Annotated in this window: 17 protein-coding genes; 11 read left to right on the top strand and 6 right to left on the bottom strand. The window is 40.8% G+C overall.

What is annotated here, in order from left to right:
• Positions 1-13: 13 nt before the first annotated feature.
• The 3 genes from J4861_RS06965 to rlmN form a co-directional block, all read right to left on the bottom strand.
• A complete protein-coding gene (locus tag J4861_RS06965) occupies positions 14-1,015 on the bottom strand; it encodes a lysylphosphatidylglycerol synthase transmembrane domain-containing protein (protein WP_211817388.1) in 1,002 nt (333 codons plus the stop codon).
• A gap of 46 nt (positions 1,016-1,061) precedes the next feature.
• Positions 1,062-2,198, bottom strand: a complete 1,137-nt coding sequence (locus J4861_RS06970) for a PdxA family dehydrogenase (RefSeq protein WP_211817389.1) — start codon at positions 2,196-2,198, stop codon at positions 1,062-1,064.
• Positions 2,199-2,293: 95 nt separating this feature from the next.
• Positions 2,294-3,346: a dual-specificity RNA methyltransferase RlmN gene (gene rlmN / locus J4861_RS06975; protein ID WP_211817390.1), complete on the bottom strand. Its 1,053-nt coding sequence runs from the start codon at positions 3,344-3,346 to the stop codon at positions 2,294-2,296.
• Positions 3,347-4,372: 1,026 nt separating this feature from the next.
• Between rlmN and J4861_RS06980 the strand changes: the two genes are divergently transcribed.
• From J4861_RS06980 to guaA, 5 genes are all read left to right on the top strand, one after another.
• On the top strand, positions 4,373-4,798 hold the full coding sequence (locus tag J4861_RS06980) for a DoxX family protein (RefSeq protein WP_211817391.1): 426 nt from the start codon (positions 4,373-4,375) through the stop codon (positions 4,796-4,798).
• A gap of 149 nt (positions 4,799-4,947) precedes the next feature.
• Positions 4,948-5,496 (top strand): glutathione peroxidase, encoded by a 549-nt coding sequence (locus J4861_RS06985; RefSeq protein WP_013264722.1) that lies wholly within the window; start codon positions 4,948-4,950, stop codon positions 5,494-5,496.
• A 185-nt stretch (positions 5,497-5,681) separates the two neighbouring features.
• On the top strand, positions 5,682-5,993 hold the full coding sequence (locus tag J4861_RS06990; protein ID WP_211817392.1) for an MGMT family protein: 312 nt from the start codon (positions 5,682-5,684) through the stop codon (positions 5,991-5,993).
• Positions 5,994-6,954: 961 nt separating this feature from the next.
• Positions 6,955-7,770 (top strand): sugar phosphate nucleotidyltransferase, encoded by an 816-nt coding sequence (locus J4861_RS06995; RefSeq protein WP_211817393.1) that lies wholly within the window; start codon positions 6,955-6,957, stop codon positions 7,768-7,770.
• A gap of 14 nt (positions 7,771-7,784) precedes the next feature.
• Positions 7,785-9,329, top strand: coding sequence for a glutamine-hydrolyzing GMP synthase (gene guaA, locus J4861_RS07000; protein WP_211804609.1), 1,545 nt, complete (start codon positions 7,785-7,787; stop codon positions 9,327-9,329).
• Between the two features lie 503 nt (positions 9,330-9,832).
• Here guaA and mscL read toward each other — a convergent pair.
• On the bottom strand, positions 9,833-10,258 hold the full coding sequence (gene mscL, locus J4861_RS07005; RefSeq protein ID WP_211817394.1) for a large-conductance mechanosensitive channel protein MscL: 426 nt from the start codon (positions 10,256-10,258) through the stop codon (positions 9,833-9,835).
• Positions 10,259-10,528: 270 nt separating this feature from the next.
• On the opposite strand from mscL, the gene gap reads away from it, so the two are divergent.
• The 6 genes from gap (at position 10,529) to J4861_RS07035 (ending at position 19,086) form a co-directional block, all read left to right on the top strand.
• Entirely contained in the window at positions 10,529-11,557 is a 1,029-nt protein-coding gene (gene gap, locus J4861_RS07010) for a type I glyceraldehyde-3-phosphate dehydrogenase (RefSeq protein ID WP_211817395.1), read from the top strand.
• A 110-nt stretch (positions 11,558-11,667) separates the two neighbouring features.
• Positions 11,668-12,636, top strand: a complete 969-nt coding sequence (miaA, locus tag J4861_RS07015) for a tRNA (adenosine(37)-N6)-dimethylallyltransferase MiaA (RefSeq protein ID WP_211817396.1) — start codon at positions 11,668-11,670, stop codon at positions 12,634-12,636.
• Positions 12,630-13,568: a diacylglycerol/lipid kinase family protein gene (locus J4861_RS07020; protein ID WP_211817397.1), complete on the top strand. Its 939-nt coding sequence runs from the start codon at positions 12,630-12,632 to the stop codon at positions 13,566-13,568. Before miaA ends, J4861_RS07020 begins: the two co-directional genes overlap by 7 nt.
• 797 nt (positions 13,569-14,365) lie before the next feature.
• The gene (locus J4861_RS07025; RefSeq protein WP_211817398.1) at positions 14,366-16,309 is read left to right on the top strand and encodes a glycogen debranching enzyme N-terminal domain-containing protein; all 1,944 of its coding nucleotides are present in this window, start codon (positions 14,366-14,368) and stop codon (positions 16,307-16,309) included.
• Positions 16,310-16,323: 14 nt separating this feature from the next.
• Positions 16,324-17,592, top strand: a complete 1,269-nt coding sequence (locus J4861_RS07030; RefSeq protein ID WP_211817399.1) for a glycosyltransferase family 4 protein — start codon at positions 16,324-16,326, stop codon at positions 17,590-17,592.
• 48 nt (positions 17,593-17,640) lie between these two features.
• The gene (locus J4861_RS07035) at positions 17,641-19,086 is read left to right on the top strand and encodes a glycoside hydrolase family 57 protein (RefSeq protein ID WP_211817400.1); all 1,446 of its coding nucleotides are present in this window, start codon (positions 17,641-17,643) and stop codon (positions 19,084-19,086) included.
• Between the two features lie 444 nt (positions 19,087-19,530).
• Here the strand turns inward: J4861_RS07035 and J4861_RS07040 are convergent, their stop codons facing one another.
• A complete protein-coding gene (locus tag J4861_RS07040) occupies positions 19,531-20,100 on the bottom strand; it encodes a UpxY family transcription antiterminator (RefSeq protein ID WP_211817401.1) in 570 nt (189 codons plus the stop codon).
• 24 nt (positions 20,101-20,124) lie between these two features.
• Complete coding sequence (locus J4861_RS07045; RefSeq protein ID WP_211817402.1) at positions 20,125-20,694, bottom strand: anthranilate synthase component II; 570 nt, start codon at positions 20,692-20,694, stop codon at positions 20,125-20,127.
• Between the last annotated feature and the right edge of the window lie 20 nt (positions 20,695-20,714).

Genomic DNA, 20,714 nt, shown 5'->3' on the forward strand with positions numbered 1-20,714 from the left:
TACCGAGTGTATATTACTTATTTCTCTTCCTATCCAGTTTGATAAGCAATAAGCCAATAGCTGTCCAAATAAGTTCACGGATACGGACAAGTAGAGCAACGAAAATACCCGCTTCGAGTGTAAGTCCTAAACCCTTAACAGACATAAGAAAACCTCCTTCACGACCACCTAATTGTAGAGGTATGAAGAAGAGCATATTGGCAAAGAGAGAGGTGAACGCAAGGATGAGAATACAATCAAAGTAATTGACAGAAGGTAGCAATACCAAAAGGATGAAGAATATCTCTGAGGCACTGCAAATTCTGCAAGATAATTCGAGTAGAACAACGGTGAGAAAGGTACGTGGGTTTTGGTTGTGCAATGATGCTATCTGTGTGTCAATCCTGTCAAGTTCTTCCTTATGATTGGCAACAAAAGGTTCTGCCCATTTCTTAACAAAAGGAATGTGGCGGACAAGGTTCATTACGCGGACTGCTAATCCTTTTTTATAACCAGTGAGGAAGAACCAAATTGCAGATACGCAGAAAGCAAAGACGACAGCTAACATCGTGCCCATCAGGAGGTTGACTGGTTGCGTGAAGATATAAAGGAAGATGGATATAAGCCAAAACCAGAAATGACTAAAGATGTGTGTCATAGCATAAAGCACGACAGAAGATGTAGCACGTTCTGCTCCAATCTTCGGTGTCAGTTCCATGATACGATATGGTTCGCCACCCATTAGTCCTCCAGGAGTAGCGTAGTTAAGTGCAAAGCCTGATAGAGTAACCTTATAAAGCCAGAAGAATGATACTTTCTTCTGTTCCTCAGCGTCTTGTGTCTGACTACGTATAATTGTAAACCAAGCTGCAGTATTAAAGATGTATAAGAACACCCATAGTACAACTACTGCAAAGAACCAGTAGCCTGCATGCTGTATTTTCTGCCATGCATCAGCAAAGTCAAGGTTGTACACCATAATACAGAGTACAACCAAACCAAAAGTGAAGAAGATGTTCTGAAACTTTTTGTTCATAAGTCTTCTTATTTATATTTGTCGTAAGGAATGAAGGAAGACACGCTTAGTGTGTCTCCTTTGTATTACGGTTTTCACCATTGTTTGGTATGCGATCCTCACGCTTACGTGGAATAGCAAAGCGCACCTTGTCGCTTTCGTCTCTTCTTTCCTTGTAAAGCTTTGGAAGTGGATTACCCATTGGTGCATCATATTCTGCACGATTGCGGAAGATGTCAATAGCAAGATAGATTGCATGACGGAATGGTAGTTCGTCAACATTACCCTTTCCTGCTAATGAAAGGCTATTAGGTATTTCTGCAGAAGTGCGAACGAGTGGTAATCCTGCTGTATAAATGATACCATGAGACACAGAAAGCGTACGGAAAGGAGCAAGTCCTTGTTCGTAATACATTGCTAAAATGCCATCAAAATGTTCTGTGTAATTGCAGCCAAAGAACGTATCGGCAGGATAAGGACCAAAGGCTTGTATGCCATTCTCAACAAGTTCGTCAATAGCTGGCATGATTATCTCATGTTCTTCAGAGCCTAACAAACCATTGTCGCCAGCCTTAGGATTCAGTCCAAGCACTGCTATACGTGGACAAGAAAGGCGGAAGTCGCGACGAAGACTCTTAAAGAGTGCACTTGCATTATTAGCAATACTTGCCTTTGATATTGATTCTGCTACTTGGCGCAGTGGGAGATTACGTGTAGCAAGGGCAACACGCAGTCCATTGTTTATCAAGATTGACAAGCCTTGCTCCTCTGATTCCATGTGATCTTCGATGTAACGGCTCTGACCACTGAAGTGGAAGTGCTCATTATTGTCAATAGGAGCTGTAACGAGAACGTCAAATAGTCCTTGGCGATAGTCCTCTAAGGCCTTGTCTACAGCACGTAGGCCAGCAACACCAGACTCCTCTGAGGCAACGCCCAAATCAACCTTAATTTCGTCATCAAATACAGGGAGCAGGTTGAGTCGGCCGTTCTGTGCTTCTGATGCATCTTTGATGATAGTGAAGTTAGCTTCTATGTCAAGTGCATTACGATGATAGGTGGCTACTTTAGGCGAACCATAGATGATAGGCGTACAAAGCTCCAGCATCTCTGGTTCGGCAAAGGTCTTAAAGATAAGCTCATATCCAATGCCGTTGGTATCTCCGTGTGTGATTGCTACGCGGACTCTTTTATTATCGTTCATATACTTATATCTTGTATTGTTTTGTTATATTCAGTTTCCTATTGGCTCTCTGTGTGTAGTCTGTTAGTCTTTTTGCGTTCTTATTTTTTACCTTTTTACTTTTTCCCTCTCCCTCTTTCTTCTTCTATCTTCTTTGCTGTTGAGAGCAGACCGCAGGCTGCAAAGATATCCTGTCCACGACTGGCACGGATAGTTGTGAAGACTCCATGTTGTGTTAGATAGTTTCTGAATTTCTCCATTCTGTGGTCATCAACACCCTGCAATGGGATATTAGGGATAGGATGGAAGCGAATAAGATTCATTCGGCAGTCCAATCCTTTGAGTAGTTGTACGATAGCCTTGGCATGTTCCTCGCTGTCGTTGAAATCCTTGAAGACAATATATTCGAATGATAGACGGCGCTGATGAGAGAAGTCGTAATTGCTGAGTAACTCGATAATACTATCAATAGACATTCCTTTTTCTGCTGGCATCAACTCCGAACGTTGCTCGTGTAAAGGGGTGTGCATACTGATAGCAACGTGGCAGTCGCTCTCATCAAGGAATCGTTTTAGCTTTCCTTTGACACCCACACTGCTTACTGTGATTCGCTTTGGTGACCATCCGTAACCAAAGTCAGCAGTCATAATCTCTGTGGTGCGCAGTACGTTGTCAAGATTATCCATTGGTTCGCCCTGACCCATGAAGACGATATTCGTCAATTTATCACGTTCTGGGAGGGAATAAATCTGATTAAGAATATCTGTAGCTGAAAGACTACCTTCGAAACCCTGCTTTCCTGTCTGGCAGAAGAGGCAGTTCATCTTACATCCTACTTGTGAAGAAACACAGAGTGTAGCACGGTCTTCGTCTGGAATATACACCGTTTCAACAAACTTACCGCTGTCAGTAGGGAAGAGATATTTGATAGTTCCGTCTTTAGAATGTTGTGCATCGATAGGCTCTTTGCAGCCAACAGCATATTCAGCAGCGAGTTTCTCTCTGTTTGCTTTTGAGATATTCGTCATCTCATCAATACTTTTCACATGCTGTGTATAGAGCCATTTGGCTATCTGTCCGCCTGTAAAAGCTGGCATTCCGAGCGACTTAGCAACCTCTTTCAGTTCGCCAAGTGTCATTCCCAACAAATACTTCTTTGCACTTTCCATTCTCGTTCTCAATGTTTTGTTGCTGCAAAGATAACGAAAAAATAGCTAATATTAGTGTTTTCCTTTCTTTTTTGCCACACTTCGATAATATGGAGTGGTAAAGTCTACTAAAGTAAGAAGGGATTTATCACGTATTATACAATAGTTTTTTTGATTTCATTTTCCTGTCATTTTTAACATTCAGCGTAAGTGTATTATAAATCAATCGTTTATGTGTCTACGTTGGATGAAAGAAGTGGCAGGAAAGGTTGTGTTAGAGAAAAATTGCTTTTCTGGCTCTTCTAAGATATGGAGTGATAAACTAAAGCCCTTACATGATAAGGCGCACAGAGAAAAGAGGGGACGGAGCTAAAAGCAATTTAAAAGAGGTACCAACGGCACAAAGAGCGAGCAGAGATAAACGTACAGAGTCCTGACAGCTTTGGAAATAAACGTTTCGTGTATAAATTCTCTAATAAAACTCGCAAATAAACCTCCATTACTCTACGCACTGACGAGTACCTCCACAACTATTATAGGTTTGTTTTTATAATCCTCCGTTCCCTCCATTTCTCTCTGTGTGATATTAAGATAAAGTACTAAAATTTATGCGACATTCTTATCACTCTAAATTTTAGAAGAGTCCTTTAGAGTATTCTTTCTTTTGGGCTTTAAAAAGTATGACATATCCGTTTTTGTATGCTTTTGAGGCTTAGCACCATTGGTGCTTACCATGAACACAATATGTGTTCGGCACTAACACAATGATAATAAAGAACAAGGGAGGGGCTTATAGTTCCTGTTAAGGCTGTCTATTAGTAGCAGGAAAGCCTGTTATAGATGCAAAATGATGTTAAAACTAATGTGTAATCGCTTGCGATATAAATATCTTTTTATAACTTTGCAACTAAGAATAATGGTTTAGAAAGATTCGAGTAATAAAAGATTGTAAAGACGATTAGTAAGTAAAGGTATTTTAGGGGGCGTGACACTGACATCAGTTAGCGCTGGGAGAGGGTGATGCGCCCCCATTTAAAAAGAAACAGGATGGACAAAGTAAAGATGATTTTCCGCCTCCTTTTAGGAGCATTTATGACGTATGCAGGTGTTTCTCACCTGACTTTTAACCGATTGGAGTTCGTGGCACAGGTGCCTATGTGGCTTCGATTCTCAGAAGGATTTACCGATTTCGTGGTACTTTCTTCAGGTGTAGTAGAAATTGCTTTAGGATTGAGTATGCTATTCTTGTATAAGCATAAGGCGGTAGTAGGAGCGTTGCTCGCCCTCTTCTTTGTTCTCATCTTCCCTGGAAACCTCAATCAATATTTCTATCATATTGATTCATTCGGGTTGAATACTGATACTGCACGTCTTATCCGACTATTCTTCCAACCAGTACTGATAGCATGGGCATTGTGGTCTACCGGTGGTTGGCAGGTTTGCAAGGAGTGGATGTCGAGATTAAGAAAATAAATCGTAAGGATTAGGAATAAACTTTGAGAGGGTAGAAACCACCTCGGTTGATACTTTTCAAAGCTATGATAGACGAGACGCAAGTGTTTGAAATATCGCTTTTATGGCGAAAAAATATTATTGTAGAATTTAATAAAGAGTAAAGAATTATGGCAACAGTTTATGATTTCAATTTGAAAGACAAGAAAGGTAACGAGGTAAGCCTCGAGACATATAAGGGTAAGGTACTTCTTATCGTAAACACAGCAACAGGTTGTGGCTTCACTCCACAGTATGAGGAGTTGGAGGCAATGTACCGTAGTCTGAAGGAGAAGGGTCTTGAGATTCTCGATATTCCATGTGATCAGTTCGGTCATCAGGCTCCAGGTACAGACGAGGAGATTCATGAGTTCTGTACAGCAAAGTTTGGTACTGACTTCCCACAGTTCAAGAAGAGCGATGTGAACGGTGCTAATGAACTTCCTCTTTACACATGGTTGAAGAGTGAGAAGGGCTATGCAGGCGGTGCATATGAGGAGAAGTTGGCTGCTATTATGGAAGACCTTTACAACAAGGCAAACACAGAGCCACGCAAGCAGAACGACATCCAGTGGAACTTCACAAAGTTCCTCGTTAACCGTAATGGTGAGGTTGTTGCACGTTTCGAGCCTACAGTAGACCTTAAGGAGGTTCAGAAGGCTGTTGAGGCTGCGCTTTAATCAGAAGCTGATAGGTAAGTTTTAATAGTCCCCTGCGGGACAATCGTTTAGGAGTTGAAGGTTTTAGTGGGGTTAAGCCATTACTGTTTTTTTCGGAGGGCAGCAATGCAAGGATATGAAAGGTATCGGCTTAACCCCTACTAAATGCTTTCGCTCCTTTTTTATTAGGACAATTTAGAGTAAGAATGGCTGTAGATATAGAAGAATTTCGCAAAGAAGTCTATAATGTTGTGGCATCAATTCCGAGCGGTCGTGTACTGAGTTATGGGCAAATAGCATGGCTTGTAGGCTGTCCTCGTCATGCTCGTTTGGTTGGGAAAGTACTACATGGCGTATCTGAAACAGAAAATTTGCCATGTCATCGAGTTGTTAATGGTAACGGACGTACGGCTCCTTGTTGGGAAGAACAGCGCGGTTTGTTGGAAGTAGAAGGGATAACCTTCCGTGCAAATGGCTGTGTAGATATGAGAAAATGGCAATGGAAACTGGAGGAGTAAGGTCTCTGTAGTCATTTATTCCTGAAACATTGTGGCCTAATGACCGATTTGGGTTAAATGTGTGAACGCTTTTTGTATTGCGTTATCGGGAGAATCGAAGTTACTCATTAAACAAAAACATGACTAAGATAGTCAACTATCTGTCCTATTATCATCCTCTGACATTAAAAGTCATTTCAATTAAGACTTCGGTAATTTGTAGAAAAGGTTTTGAAAAATCATTATATAATCTCAAATAAGACATCTATAAATAACGGAAATAATACAAATAAAAGTAGGTTTATAACTATAAGGTAATCAGTTAGTTATAAAGCAGTAGAGTAAAAGGTGCTTAATTGGACTTCAAAAGGGCGTTAGTAAGGGTCTTAAAGGGCACCTTTTGCAAGTCAATTGGGCGTCTTTTAGAAGCCGAAAGAGCATGTATTAGTTTTGAACCGCACGAAAATAGTTTACAAATCTCAACTAATGAGGGAATAAGTTGTTTGTAGAAGGCAGATAGACATCGCACCTAATTACATTTATCATGCAGTTTATTCTTCTCCATAAAACCATTTAATTAGAGCAAATCATACCATGTATGTGGATTAATCTCATTCTATGAACAATCTACATATTTAACCCAAATCGGTTATTAGACCACAATATTTCAGGAAATCTTGTTTTAGTGTTGTTTCCTAACATCTTTTATTTTCTTGTCGTCATCTTGCCTGTCTTTGCAACTTGACGTAGCCCGCTACGCCTGCGTTACAAAGACAGGCAATCTGCTCGACAATAAAACAAAATCTGTTTAGGCTCTAATGACCGATTTGGGTTTAACGGAAGAACCTTTTTTATCCTCACTCTGTGACTATATTATAACGATAAGATACAAAGTAAAAACCTTTCTTTTTGATTTATGTCCGTCATTCCTTTGTAGACTGAAATAAAAGCATTAATTTTGTAGGCATAAAAAGAAAAGCAAATGCAGGCAATGATTTTTGCAGCCGGACTCGGTACCCGTTTGAAACCGCTTACTGACACAATGCCAAAAGCGTTGGTAAGGGTGGGAGGTGCGCCACTGCTTGAGCATGTAATCAGGAGATTAATAGGTGCTGGATGCAGTCGTATGGTTGTTAATGTACATCATTTTGCAAACCAGATAACAGACTATTTGGATGCACACAACTATGGTGTGGATATCTATGTGTCTGATGAAACAGAGCAGCTCCTTGACACCGGTGGTGGTATCAAGCGAGCTGCTTCGCTTTTTGATCAGCATCAGCCAGTGCTGATTCACAATGTTGACATATTAAGTAATGTGGACTTAGACGCTTTCTATCGCCATGCTTTAGAAACAAAGGCAGATGCCCTGCTGCTGGTAAGCCGTCGTGTGACCCAACGTTACTTGATATTTGATAGTAATATGCGCTTGGTGGGCTGGACAAATGTGGCTACAGGCGAGGTGAAGTCACCTCATGCCGAGATACGTCAGTTGCATTTCGTTTCGCCAACAGAGGAAGAAAGTTCTTATTATCAGAACAACTGTTACCTCTGTGCCTTCTCTGGTATACACGTGTTAGCTCCCTCTGCGGTACAAACCGTTGAGGCTGTTGATAAGGATAAGTTCCCCATTATGGACTTCTATCTCAATAATTGCGACACACTTGATATCCGTGGTGAACTAAAAACCGACCTTCATCTACTTGATGTAGGCAAACTCGACAGCTTACAAGCTGCTGAAGACTTTATTGCAAATTCAGAGTATCAAAGCTCCAAGACGGAGACTGATTTTCTTTAAATACATTCATTTACATGCAACAGAAGATTATCATTTTGGATTTCGGCTCACAGACAACCCAGCTTATCGGTCGTCGTGTACGTGAGTTGGATACCTTCTGCGAGATCCTCCCTTACAACAAGTTCCCGAAGGATGACCCATCTGTGATTGGTGTGATTCTTTCTGGTTCACCTTATTCCGTACATGACCCAGAGGCTTTCAAGGTAGACCTCAGTCAGTTTATCGGTAAGATTCCAGTGCTCGGTATCTGTTATGGTGCTCAGTACATCTCTTATTCAAATGGAGGTAAGGTAGAGCAGACGGGTACACGTGAGTATGGTCGTGCCAACTTAGAGAGTATCGACCTTAACAACCGCCTTTTTGCAGGCTTTGAGAAAGGCTCGCAGGTATGGATGAGTCATGGTGATACGATTACTGCAATCCCAGAGGATTACGACATTATAGCTTCTACAGGTGACGTTAAGTATGCTGCCTTTGCATCAAAGACACAGCCAGTATGGGCAGTACAGTTCCATCCAGAGGTTTACCACTCATTGCAGGGTAAGCAGTTGTTGGAGAACTTCGTTGTGAATATCTGTGGTAGCAAGCAGGAGTGGAGTGCAGCTTCATTTGTAGAGAGTGCTGTTCAGGAGATTCGAGAACAGGTGGGTAACGACCGTGTTATTCTTGGTCTTTCTGGTGGTGTTGACTCTTCTGTTTGTGCAGTATTGCTCAATAAGGCTATCGGTAAGAACCTTACTTGTATCTTCGTAGACCATGGTATGCTTCGTAAGAACGAGTTTACAAAGGTGATGGAAGCTTATAAGGGACTTGGTTTGAACGTTATCGGCGTTGATGCATCAGAACAGTTCTTTAAGGATTTGGAAGGTGTTACCGACCCAGAGCAGAAGCGTAAGATTATTGGTCGTGACTTCGTTGAGGTGTTTAACGCTGAGGCAAAGAAGATTACTGATGCTAAGTGGCTCGCACAGGGTACTATTTATCCAGACCGCATTGAGAGTCTTAGCATTACGGGTATGGTAATTAAGAGTCATCATAATGTAGGTGGACTCCCAGAGGAGATGCACCTTCAGCTTTGTGAGCCACTTCGTTGGCTCTTTAAAGACGAGGTTCGCCGTGTAGGTTATGAGCTTGGAATGCCAGAACGTCTTATCAAGCGTCATCCATTCCCAGGTCCTGGTCTTGCTGTTCGTATCTTGGGCGACATCACTCGTGATAAAGTTCGTATCCTTCAGGACGCAGATGATATCTATATTGAGAAGATGCACAACTATACTATGCCAGATGGTTCAAGTCTTTACGATCACGTTTGGCAGGCAGGTACCGTGTTGCTCTCTACGATTCGTTCAGTAGGAGTGATGGGTGATGAGCGTACTTACGAGCATCCAGTTGCTCTCCGTGCTGTTACATCAATGGACGCAATGACAGCTGACTGGGCACACCTCCCTTACGATTTCATGGCAGAAGTTTCCAACGAAATCATCCGTAAGGTAAAGGGAGTTAACCGCGTATGTTACGATATCTCTTCAAAACCACCTTCAACAATTGAGTGGGAGTAAGAAGGAAAATAGACAAAATAGAAGGGTAGGGATGCAAGTGCATCCCTATTTTCCTTTATATAATATTATAAAGGAAATGATGAGATATTTATGTTGGGCTTTAAAACGATGTAAGATGTCGTTTGAAGCATTGATAATCACGGCGTAAAGCTTTGTTTTAGTAGCTTGATAATATTACAGTTATCTATCTTATTTCAATTATTTACGTGAAAGAAAATATTTCTTTTCATGAAGAAAAATATTTATGTTCATGAAAATAATTCTTTTCTTTCATGAAGAAAATTTGGGGACAATACTTTGTTGTCTGAATAAAGGGGAAGGTTTATTGTTTTGATGCATCGTTTTTAGTTGCATTAGAAGGCTGATATTAGAATAGAAGATAGGTGGGATGCAAAGTTTTTCGGTAATCTCAATGAAAGGAGATTGGTGTTGATGTCAATACAAAAGTCCGAAGAATCATTACGAATCTTCGGACTGATTATATCTGTATTTCAGATAGTTGTTTACTTGTTCTTCAGCAAATCACGAATCTCAGAGAGCAGTTTCTCCTCGTTAGTTGGCTCTGGATCAGGTGCAGGAGCAGCTGGTTCCTCTTCCTTCTTCTTAGAGAGTTTGTTGATACCTTTTACCATCATGAATACACAGAAAGCGATGATGAAGAAGTTAAGTAATGTCTGTAAGAAGTTACCATAGTTGATGGTTGCAGGAGCTGGAGCAGTTACACCAGGTATCTCTACTGCTGGTAGCGTCCATTTCAAGTCTGAGAAGTTAACACCACCGATAAGCCATCCGATAGGAGGCATGATGATATCGTCTACAATAGATGAAACAATCTTGCCGAATGCACCACCAATGATTACACCGACAGCCATATCAACGGCATTACCCTTTACTGCAAATTCCTTGAATTCTTGAATAAGTTTGCTCATAATTAATTTTGTTGTTAATTTGTTTGTTTGTCTTGTGTTTTTATACTAATACCCTTTCTTTTGTTATATAGACTTTGCAATCTTGGTTTGTTAGATTGCATAGAATTGCCTATGTGTGCGAAACGAGTTATTTTTTATAATAATTAATACGCTAAGCGACTGCAAAAATAAAAAAAAATTGTATCTTTGCAATCGTAAGATAGAAAATCTTCTATAAGGAGGTAAAAAGAAATTCGTTTTTATAAACTTTTATAAATAATTTAAAGTAAAATGGTAAATGTAGCTATTAACGGCTTTGGCCGTATTGGTCGTCTCGCATTCCGTCAGATGTTCGAGGCTGAAGGTTATGAGGTTGTTGCAATTAACGACTTGACAAGTCCTAAGATGCTTGCTCATCTGTTGAAGTATGATACCGCTCAGGGTGGTTTCGCTGGCAAGTTCGGTGAGGGTAAGCACACTGTAGAGGCTACTGAGAATTCTATCATCGTTGATGGTAAGGAGATTAAGATCTCTGCTGAGATGGACGCTGCTAACTGCCCATGGGCTGCTAACAACGTAGACGTAGTTCTCGAGTGTACAGGTTTCTACACATCTAAGGAGAAGGCTTCTGCTCACCTCAAGGCTGGTGCTAAGAAGGTAGTTATCTCTGCTCCTGCAGGTAACGATCTCCCAACAGTTGTTTTCAATACTAACCACAAGACTTTGAAGACTGATGATACAGTTATTTCTGCAGCTTCTTGTACAACAAACTGCTTGGCTCCAATGGCAGCTGCGTTGAATGCATATGCTTCAATCCAGTCAGGTATCATGTCAACAATCCACGCTTATACTGGTGACCAGATGATTCTCGATGGTCCACAGCGCAAGGGTGACCTCCGTCGTTCACGTGCAGGTGCTTGCAACATCGTTCCTAACTCAACTGGTGCTGCTAAGGCTATCGGTCTCGTTATCCCAGAGTTGAATGGTAAGTTGATCGGTTCTGCACAGCGCGTTCCAACTCCAACAGGTTCTACAACAATCCTCGTTGCTGTTGTTAAGGGTAAGGACGTAACTGTTGAGGGTATCAACGCTGCAATGAAGGCTGCTTCAACTGAGAGCTTCGGTTATACTGAGGATCAGATTGTTTCTTCTGATATCATCGGTATGCGTTTCGGTTCTTTGTTCGATGCAACTCAGACTATGGTAAGCAAGATCAGCGATGATTGCTACCAGGTACAGGTTGTTTCTTGGTACGACAATGAGAACTCTTATACTTCTCAGATGGTTCGTACAATCAAGTACTTCGCTGAGTTGAAGTAATACCAACCGGAAGGTCATCTGCAATCCTCTCTTGCGTAGAGAGTGATTGACGGATAAAATAATAGTCCCTGTCAGCTTGCTGGCAGGGATTTTTTTGTTATCTTTGTGACATGAAGAATGAACAGATAGGTGAGGGTACAGCTGCAGGCATGGCTTCTGACAAGCGTATGATAACCATTCTTGGTCCTACGGCTTCGGGTAAGACCGATCTTGCTGCACATTTGGCTGCTCGGCTTAACGCTGAAATCATCAGTGCAGATAGCCGTCAGGTCTATCGTGGCATGGATATTGGTACGGGTAAAGACTTGGCTGATTACACAGTTGAGGGGCATGCAATACCTTATCACCTTATAGATATATGTGAACCAGGTACGAAGTATAATCTTTTTCGCTATCAACAGGATTTCCTTGATTGTTATGTAGATATACGGAGTAGGGGAGTGTTGCCTATTCTCTGCGGCGGTACAGGTCTTTATATTGAAGCTGTGCTGAAGGGTTATAGCCTTTCGCCAGTGCCACAGAATCCTGAACTGCGTAAGGAGTTAGAGGAAAAGTCGCTTGAGGAATTGACGGCAATGTTGGTTGAACTGAAGAAAAAGAATCATTCCGTCATGCACAACAAGACGGATGTTGATTCTTGTCAGCGTGCTATTCGTGCGATAGAGATTGAAACTTATAATCTCACAAAGCCAACAGAAGAGCGGCAATGTCCACCAATTAAGTCATTAATAATAGGTGTAAACATAGATCGTGAAGCACGAAGAAAGAAAATAACCAATCGTTTGAAAGCACGTCTTGAAGAAGGAATGGTTGACGAGATAGAAGGATTACTGAAGCAGGGCATACCTGCAGAAGACCTTATCTATTATGGTTTGGAATATAAGTTTGTGACAGAGTATCTCATAGGTAGGCTGTCTTACAACGAGATGTTCCGACAGTTAGAAATCGCCATTCATCAGTTTGCTAAGCGGCAGATGACGTGGTTCCGTGGTATGAAGCGTCGTGGCTTTACGATTCATTGGGTGAATGCTGTGCAAAAGATGGAAGATAAAGTTGAAGAAATATTGAGCTTATGGTAGAGGAAGGAAGATGGGGCATCATTTATTGTCCGAAGGGAGGATTACTTGGTAATCCAGTAAAGCGTTGGGAACAAGCTGAACGCTGTCTGCAAGCACACAATATACAGTATGATATGGTGCAAAGTGAGAATCCACGTAGTGTGGATAGACTCGTGCGGATGCTGATTAGTAATGGTTATAAAACTATTATTATCTATGGCGGTGACTCTGCGTTAAATGATGCGGTCAACTATCTCATGCTCTTAGAACCAGAAGAGCGTGAGCGTATTACGTTGGGTGTTATCCCGAATGGCGTGTTAAATGACTTTGCACACTTCTGGGGTTTCGACGAGTCACACTTAGAACAAACGATTGTTTGGCTCAAGCAGAAGCGTGTAAGACGAGTAGATGTTGGCTGTATTCGCTACGAGAATAAGAAGAATGAGCGTTGCCGTCGATATTTCCTTAACTGTGTAAACATTGGTATGGTGGCAAATATCATGAGTCTTCGTCGCCGTATGCGCCACCTTTTTATATCCCGTACAATCTCCTTTATCCTCTCTTGCTTCCTGCTAATGTTCCAGCGTATGGATTATTTTATGTCGCTGAAAATCAATACAGATAGTATAAAACAGCGTCTGATGACCGTTTGTATTGGTAATGCCCAAGGTTATGGGCAGACCCCGAATGCTGTACCTTATAATGGTCTGCTCGATGTTTCCATCGTTTCTCAGCCAAAGCTGTGGCAAGCAATGGAAGGAATGTATCTCTTGTTGCGGGATAAGATATTAAATCATCGTAATGTGATGCCATATAGAACGCAGGAATTGAGTGGACAAATAGCTGAGCACACACCAGTCAGTGTTGATGGTCGACTCCTGAATGGTACGCCTGTTGGTACATTTACGATTGGTGTTGAGAAAGAAGTTATTAACTTCCTTATTCCAGATTAACCTTTTTACTTTTAAATAGTTATAGATTTTGTCTAAACTACTTATAGAAATGTTGAACGCTGGTTATGAGTGTTCAGCAAGGGGTTCTCATGTAAGCAGGTTTTATTGGCATTCTCTCTCTTATTATAGAGATAGTAGCGCTCCCTTCTTACCTTTTTTGCTAACGTTTTATTGCCCCGCACAATATGTGCGGAGGCTTCGCACACATGGTGTTGGTGCTTAGTACGCATGGTCTTGTATGCTAAATATTCTGCAATCTATTGTTTGGATAAGCGCAGATTGTTGTTACGAAAAATGTTATATTTTACTCTAAAAAAAATAGGACTTTCTTGGTTAGGTAACAACACAAAAACAAGAAATTCAGAAACGTTGTAGTCTAATGATTGATTTGGGTTTAAATATGTTCAAGTACTGATAAGTTAGTTGAAAGAAAAATCAAATTTGCTGTCACTTCTGTCATCTCGTATAAGATACTAACAAATTAGTTTACAGTTAGTTCTATGAGAATGTTAAAATGACAGCAAATTAAATTAAAAGTAAATTTGTAATAAGAGCTATATTACCCTTCGCATTCTATTAAGTATTATAACTGCAAACACAAGAAAACAGAATATTTCGAAGATGAGAATGGGAGACTTGTATAGGAATGTTTTATTGTACACTAATAATTGTAAATATTATCTTACTTTATGATGCCATTATGAAAAATATTTGTATCTTTGAAGAGCCGAAGGGCAAAGTCTGTAAAGACTTCTACCAAAGGATAAATAAAAACCAAACAATAAACCTTAAAAGACATGAGCTACTTAAAATTTGAAAAAGCTCTGATGACCAATCTTCAAGATTCGCTTCCCAGAGAGCTGTTACGAACGAATCGCTCTGGTGCCTATTCTTGTTCGACGATTGTTGATTGTAACACACGTAAGTACCATGGACTGCTTGTTGTTCCTGTTCCTGAACTGGACGACGAGAATCATGTACTGCTGAGTTCGCTCGACCCTACCGTCATTCAGCATGGTGCCTCTTTCAATCTGGGTTTGCACAAGTATCAGGGCAATAACTTTAGTCCACAAGGACATAAGTATATTCGTGAATTTGACTGTGATACTGTGCCAACTACGCTTTATAGGGTAGGTGGTGTCTTGTTAAAAAAAGAGGTTGTCTTCCAGCATTATGAAGACCGTATTTTAATCCGTTATACTTTATTAGAGGCTCACTCAAAGACTACTTTGCAGTTCCGCCCATTCCTTGCCTTTCGTAGTGTTCGCCAGTTTACTCATGAAAATGGTGCTGCTAATCGTTCGTATGAGGTTGTGGATAATGGTATCAGCACGTGTATGTATGCTGGTTATCCATCGCTTTTTATGCAGTTCTCAAAGAAGAATGAGTTTCACTTTGAACCCTACTGGTATCGTGGATTGGAATATCCAAAGGAGCAGGAGCGTGGTTATGCTTCTAATGAGGACCTTTATGTTCCTGGCTATTTTGAGATGAATATCAGCAAGGGTGAAAGTATTGTCTTTGCAGCATCAACGGCAGAATGTCGTACATCAACTTTGAAGAATCTGTTTGATAAGGAAGTGGAGTCACGTAGTCCACGTGATAACTTCTTCCACTGCCTTGTTAATGCTGCTCATCAGTTCCATAATCGTACAAAGAACGATGAGCGTTATATTCTTGCAGGCTATCCTTGGTTCAAGTGTCGTGCTCGTGATCAATTCATTGCTTTACCAGGACTTACTTTGAGTATCGAAGAACAAGATTACTTCGAACTGGTAATGGAGACCGCTGCAAAGGGATTACGTGAGTTTATGGAAGGTAAGCCGCTCAGCGTGAAGATATACGAGATGGAGAAACCAGACGTTCCTCTTTGGTGCGTGTGGGCTATACAACAGTATGCTAAGGAGGCTGGTAAGGATCGTTGTAGAAAACTCTACATGGGTTTGATTCGTGATATCGTTGATTATCTCTTAGCAAGTAAGCATCCAAACCTCACTTTAGATACGAATGGATTGCTCTATGCTGATGCAAAGGGAGAAGCGATTACATGGATGAATTCTATGAATAATGGTCAACCAGTTGTTCCACGCTCTGGGTATATCGTAGAGTTTAACGCACTATGGTACAATGCACTACGCTTTACAGCTGCAATGGAGATGGAGAGTGGTAATGAAGAGCGCGCAAACGAACTTGATGCACTTGCAGAGAAATGTAAGACTTCATTTGTTGAAACATACCTCAATGAGTATGGCTATCTTTATGACTATGTTGATGGTAGAATGGTTGACTGGAGTGTACGCCCTAATATGGTGTTTGCTGTAGCACTTGATTATTCTCCACTTGACCAAAAGCAGAGGAGGGGAGTCTTAGGTGTTTGTACACGAGAGCTACTTACACCAAAGGGACTACGTTCGCTTTCTCCAAAGAGTGGCGGATATAATCCGATGTATACTGGCCCACAGAGTCAGCGCGACCTTGCCTATCATCAAGGAACAGCTTGGCCATGGTTAGGTGGTTTCTATCTTGAGGCTTGCTTAAAGCTATATAAGCAAACACGTCTGAGCTTTGTAGAACGTCAGTTGGTAGGTTATGAAGATGAGATGATTAACCATTGTCTTAGTACACTACCTGAACTCTTCGACGGTAATCCACCGTTCCATGGTCGTGGAGCTATCTCTTTTGCCATGAATGTAGCCGAGGTGCTTCGTACGTTAGAATTACTTGAGAAGTATAAATTTTAAGAGGAGGAACCAGTATGAAAGTTTTAATGTTTGGATGGGAGTATCCTCCTCATGTATATGGTGGTTTAGCAACTGCTAACTTTGGTATTTCAGAAGGTCTGCATGCACAGGGTGATGTTGAGACGATTCTCTGTTTGCCACATCCTTTTGGTGATGAAGACCATACTTATGCTGAGATTGTAGCAATGAATCATGTGCCTATTGCTTATCGTGAATTGGGTTATGATTATGTAAAGAGTCGTCTTGGCAATATTATGTCACCAGAACTTTACTACAAGTTGCGTGAGCATATTTATGCCGACTTCAATTATATGAACGTCAATGACCTTGGTGCAATGGATTTTGCTGGAGGTTATCCTTCCAATCTGCACGAGGAAATTAATAATTATTCGATTATTGCTGGTGTTGTTGCACGTACTTATGAATTCGATATTATTCATGCACATGATTGGTTGACTTATCCTGCGGGTATTCATGCCAAGCGTGTGTCAGGTAAGCCTTTGTGCATCCATGTACATGCAACCGACTTCGACCGTTCACGTGGTAAGGTTAATCCAACCGTATATGGTATAGAAAAAGATGGTATGGACAATGCTGATTGCATTATGTGTGTATCAGAACTTACACGCCAGACGGTAATAAATCAGTATCATCAGGATCCACGTAAAGTGTTTACGGTTCATAATGCCGTTTATTCTTTGCCACAGGAGATTGTTGATATCCCACGTCCTGACCATAAGGGTAAGGAGAAGATTGTTACTTTCCTTGGTCGTTTGACTATGCAGAAAGGGCCAGAATACTTTGTTGAGGCCGCCAATATGGTGTTACATCGTACACGTAACGTTCGTTTCTGTATGGCAGGCTCAGGCGATATGATGGACCAGATGATTTATCTTGCTGCTGAAAGAGGTATTGCGGATCGTTTACATTTCCCTGGTTTTATGCGTGGGAAGCAGGTTTATGAGTGTTTGAAGGCCTCTGATGTCTATGTTATGCCGTCAGTCAGTGAGCCTTTTGGTATCTCTCCTTTGGAGGCAATGCAATGTGGTACACCGAGTATCATTTCAAAACAGAGCGGTTGTGCAGAAATTCTTAACAACTGCATCAAGGTAGACTATTGGGATATTCATGCGCTTGCTGATGCTATTTACTCCATTTGTCATAATGAGAGCCTTTTCGATTATCTCTCCGTAGAAGGTAAGCGAGAAGTGGACCAGATAACATGGGAGAAGGTTGGTGCGTGGATTCGTGAACTTTACCTTCGTACCTTGGGTTGGCAGTGAAAGCCATGAGAGTACTAATAACCTTTTTAAAACTAAAACAAAAAGATAATGAAAACAATCTGTTTATATTTCGAGATACACCAGGTCATTCACCTGAAACGTTACCGCTTCTTTGATATTGGTACCGACCATTATTATTATGACGATTTCGAGAATGAACGATCAGTGTCAGAAATCGCTGAGAGAAGCTATATGCCAGCATTGGATACGCTGTTACAGATGATTAAAGACAATGGGAAAGCATTTAAGGTAGCCTTTTCACTTTCGGGCGTAGGTATTGAGCAACTTGAAATGCATGCTCCACAGGTGCTTGACAAACTGCAAGAACTGAATAATACAGGATGTGTAGAATTTCTTGCAGAACCTTACTCTCATGGTTTGGCATCATTAGCTAATGAGGAAAGCTTTAAGTCTGAAGTAAAGCGTCAGGCTCAGAAGATTAAGGAATACTTTGGTCAGACACCAAAGATATTACGTAACTCATCACTTATTTATAGTGACGATATTGGTTTGATAGCTTCTCAGATGGGCTTTAAGGGAATGTTGACAGAGGGTGCAAAGCATGTCTTGGGTTGGAAGAGTCCACATTATGTATACAACTGTGCTCTTGCTCCTAACTTAAAACTTCTGTTGCGTGATGTGAAGTTGAGTGATGATATCTCATTGCGTTTCAATAATTCAGATTGGGATGGCTATCCATTGTTTGCTGATACATATATGGCACAGATTGCAGCACTCCCAGATGAAGAGCAGGTAATCGGTATTTTTATGAACCTTTCAGCACTTGGTATAGAACAGCCATTGTCAAGTAATATTCTTGAGTTCTTCAAGGCGTTACCAGTTTGTGCTAAGCAGCAGGGTATTACCTTCTCTACTCCAACAGAAATTTGCATGAAATTGAAGAGTGTTGACAATCTCTATGTGCCAGATACCTTGAGTTGGATGGATGAAGAACGTGATGTCAGCACATGGTTGGGTAATCCAATGCAGCGTGAAGCTTTTAACAAGTTGTATAGTATTGCTGATCGTGTACGTATTGCTAACGACCCACGTATCAATCAAGACTGGGACTATTTGCAGGCAAGTGACAACTTCCGCTTTATGTCAACCAAACCTTCACGTGTTGGAATGGATCGTGGTATCTATGATAGTCCATTTGATGCCTTCACCAATTATATGAATATTCTTGGCGACTTCTTGAATCGTGTCAATACGCTTTATCCTGCTGATATTGATAATGAGGAGTTGAATAGCTTGCTTACCACTATCCGCAACCAGGGCGATGAAATTGAAATGAGAACTAATGATATTAGTAATCTTCAAGCAAAGGTTGACAAATTGGAAGTTGAAGGTGATAAACTCCGTGCGCAGTTAGAGACGAAATCGTCAGCGAAGAAGGCTACTACATCAAAAACTGCAGCAAAGAAACCTGTCAAGAAGGCTTCTGCTAAAAAAGCTGTAAAGGCTGTTGCTGAAGAAGTGAAAGCTAAGTAAGTCTTTTATAACAATACGTTTAACGCTCATATAGCAAACTGGTGAATCTATCAGTTATACTATATGAGCGTTTTTTACAAATAACGTATTTTTATGTTGTTGTTTTTTGTAAACTGTTTTTATATGATTTGAAGTCGATACATACTCTTTTGGCTTCTAAAAGACGCCTAATAGGCTTGCAAAAGATGCCCTTTTGAGGTCTAACTAACACCCTTTTGAAGTTCAATTAGGTACCTTTTCTTGTACTACCTTATAATCAATTGATTTTCTTTTAGTTACAAACCTGCTTTTGATGTGTGTTTTTGCTATTATATGTAGAGGTTTTATCTGAAATTATGTAATGATTTTTTAAAACCTTATTTGAATCTTTGAAGTATTTTAGAAAAAGTTTTCTGTGTCTGAGAATGATAATAAAAATAGGTAGTGATACAGCCAATATGGGATTTATTTCTCCTCCATTGGAACGCAGCACCAGCGGGAGACTTTAAGCATCACGCCTATGCCTGGTATTTCTTTTAGGAGATAATATTTCTTACTTGAGCGCACCAGTCGACCTGTCATCCCTTTTAATGGTCCAAACTTAACAAGAACCTCGTCCCCAGCTTTCATTTGTGCCTCGTCTGAAGATAGGAACTTACGCATCGTTATCTCTGGATTACACATCAAACGGAATTCATACATCTGGTCGTGGGGGATAAGAGCATACTCTTGTGAATCCTTAGCTTTCTTTACAACGCTAATCTTATAGTTGGCTTCTTGTACAATTTTCTGAAATGAAATGTCTTCTCCAGGTTTCTTAACAAAGATAAGATTACGAACAACAGGACGAAGAACAGAATGAGGTTTTCTATCATGTCCTTCTACATCGACATATTGTTCTGGAACGAAACATTCCAAACCATGACTTGTAAAGTAGGTTCTCACCTCTTCAAGCTTCAGTGTGAATAGCCTCACTGCATACCAAGGCGTTCCATCATCAATGACTCCGTCTATATAGCTTGCTGCTGTTGTCATAGTTTGTACAAGAATAATTATTTGTTAGATGTGTAACCAATTAGCCATAATCCTTTTCCCATCTGGTGTTAGAACGCTCTCTGGGTGGAATTGGATGCCATAGATATTATGCGTTCTATGGCGTAATGCCATGATTAGTCTCTCTTTGCTTTCGGCTATTATTTCTAAGCAATCGGGGAAGTTTGTTTTCTCTACGACCCAACTATGATAGCGTCCCACGAGAAAGGTTTTAGGCAAACCAGCAAATAATGGCGTTTCAACGATTTGTGTGGTTTCAGTTGTTACACCATGGAAGACATCAGACAAATTCTTCAACTTTGCTCCGAATACCTCACCTATGGCTTGATGTCCTAAGCAAACACCCAAGATAGGTTTTACCCCAGCATAACGATGAATAACGTCCAATAGTAAGCCAGCTTCTGAAGGAACGCCAGGACCAGGACTTAAAACAATACGATCGTAGTTATTCAAGTCTTCAAGGGAGAACTGATTGTTGCGAACTACCGTTACATCAACTCCTAATTCCTTTATGAGATGAACAAGATTATAGGTGAAAGAATCGTAGTTATCAATGATAACACAATTTGTTTTCATTCGTGTATCAACCTTCTAAT

It is taken from the genome of Prevotella melaninogenica, assembly GCF_018127925.1.
Classification (GTDB): domain Bacteria; phylum Bacteroidota; class Bacteroidia; order Bacteroidales; family Bacteroidaceae; genus Prevotella; species Prevotella melaninogenica_C.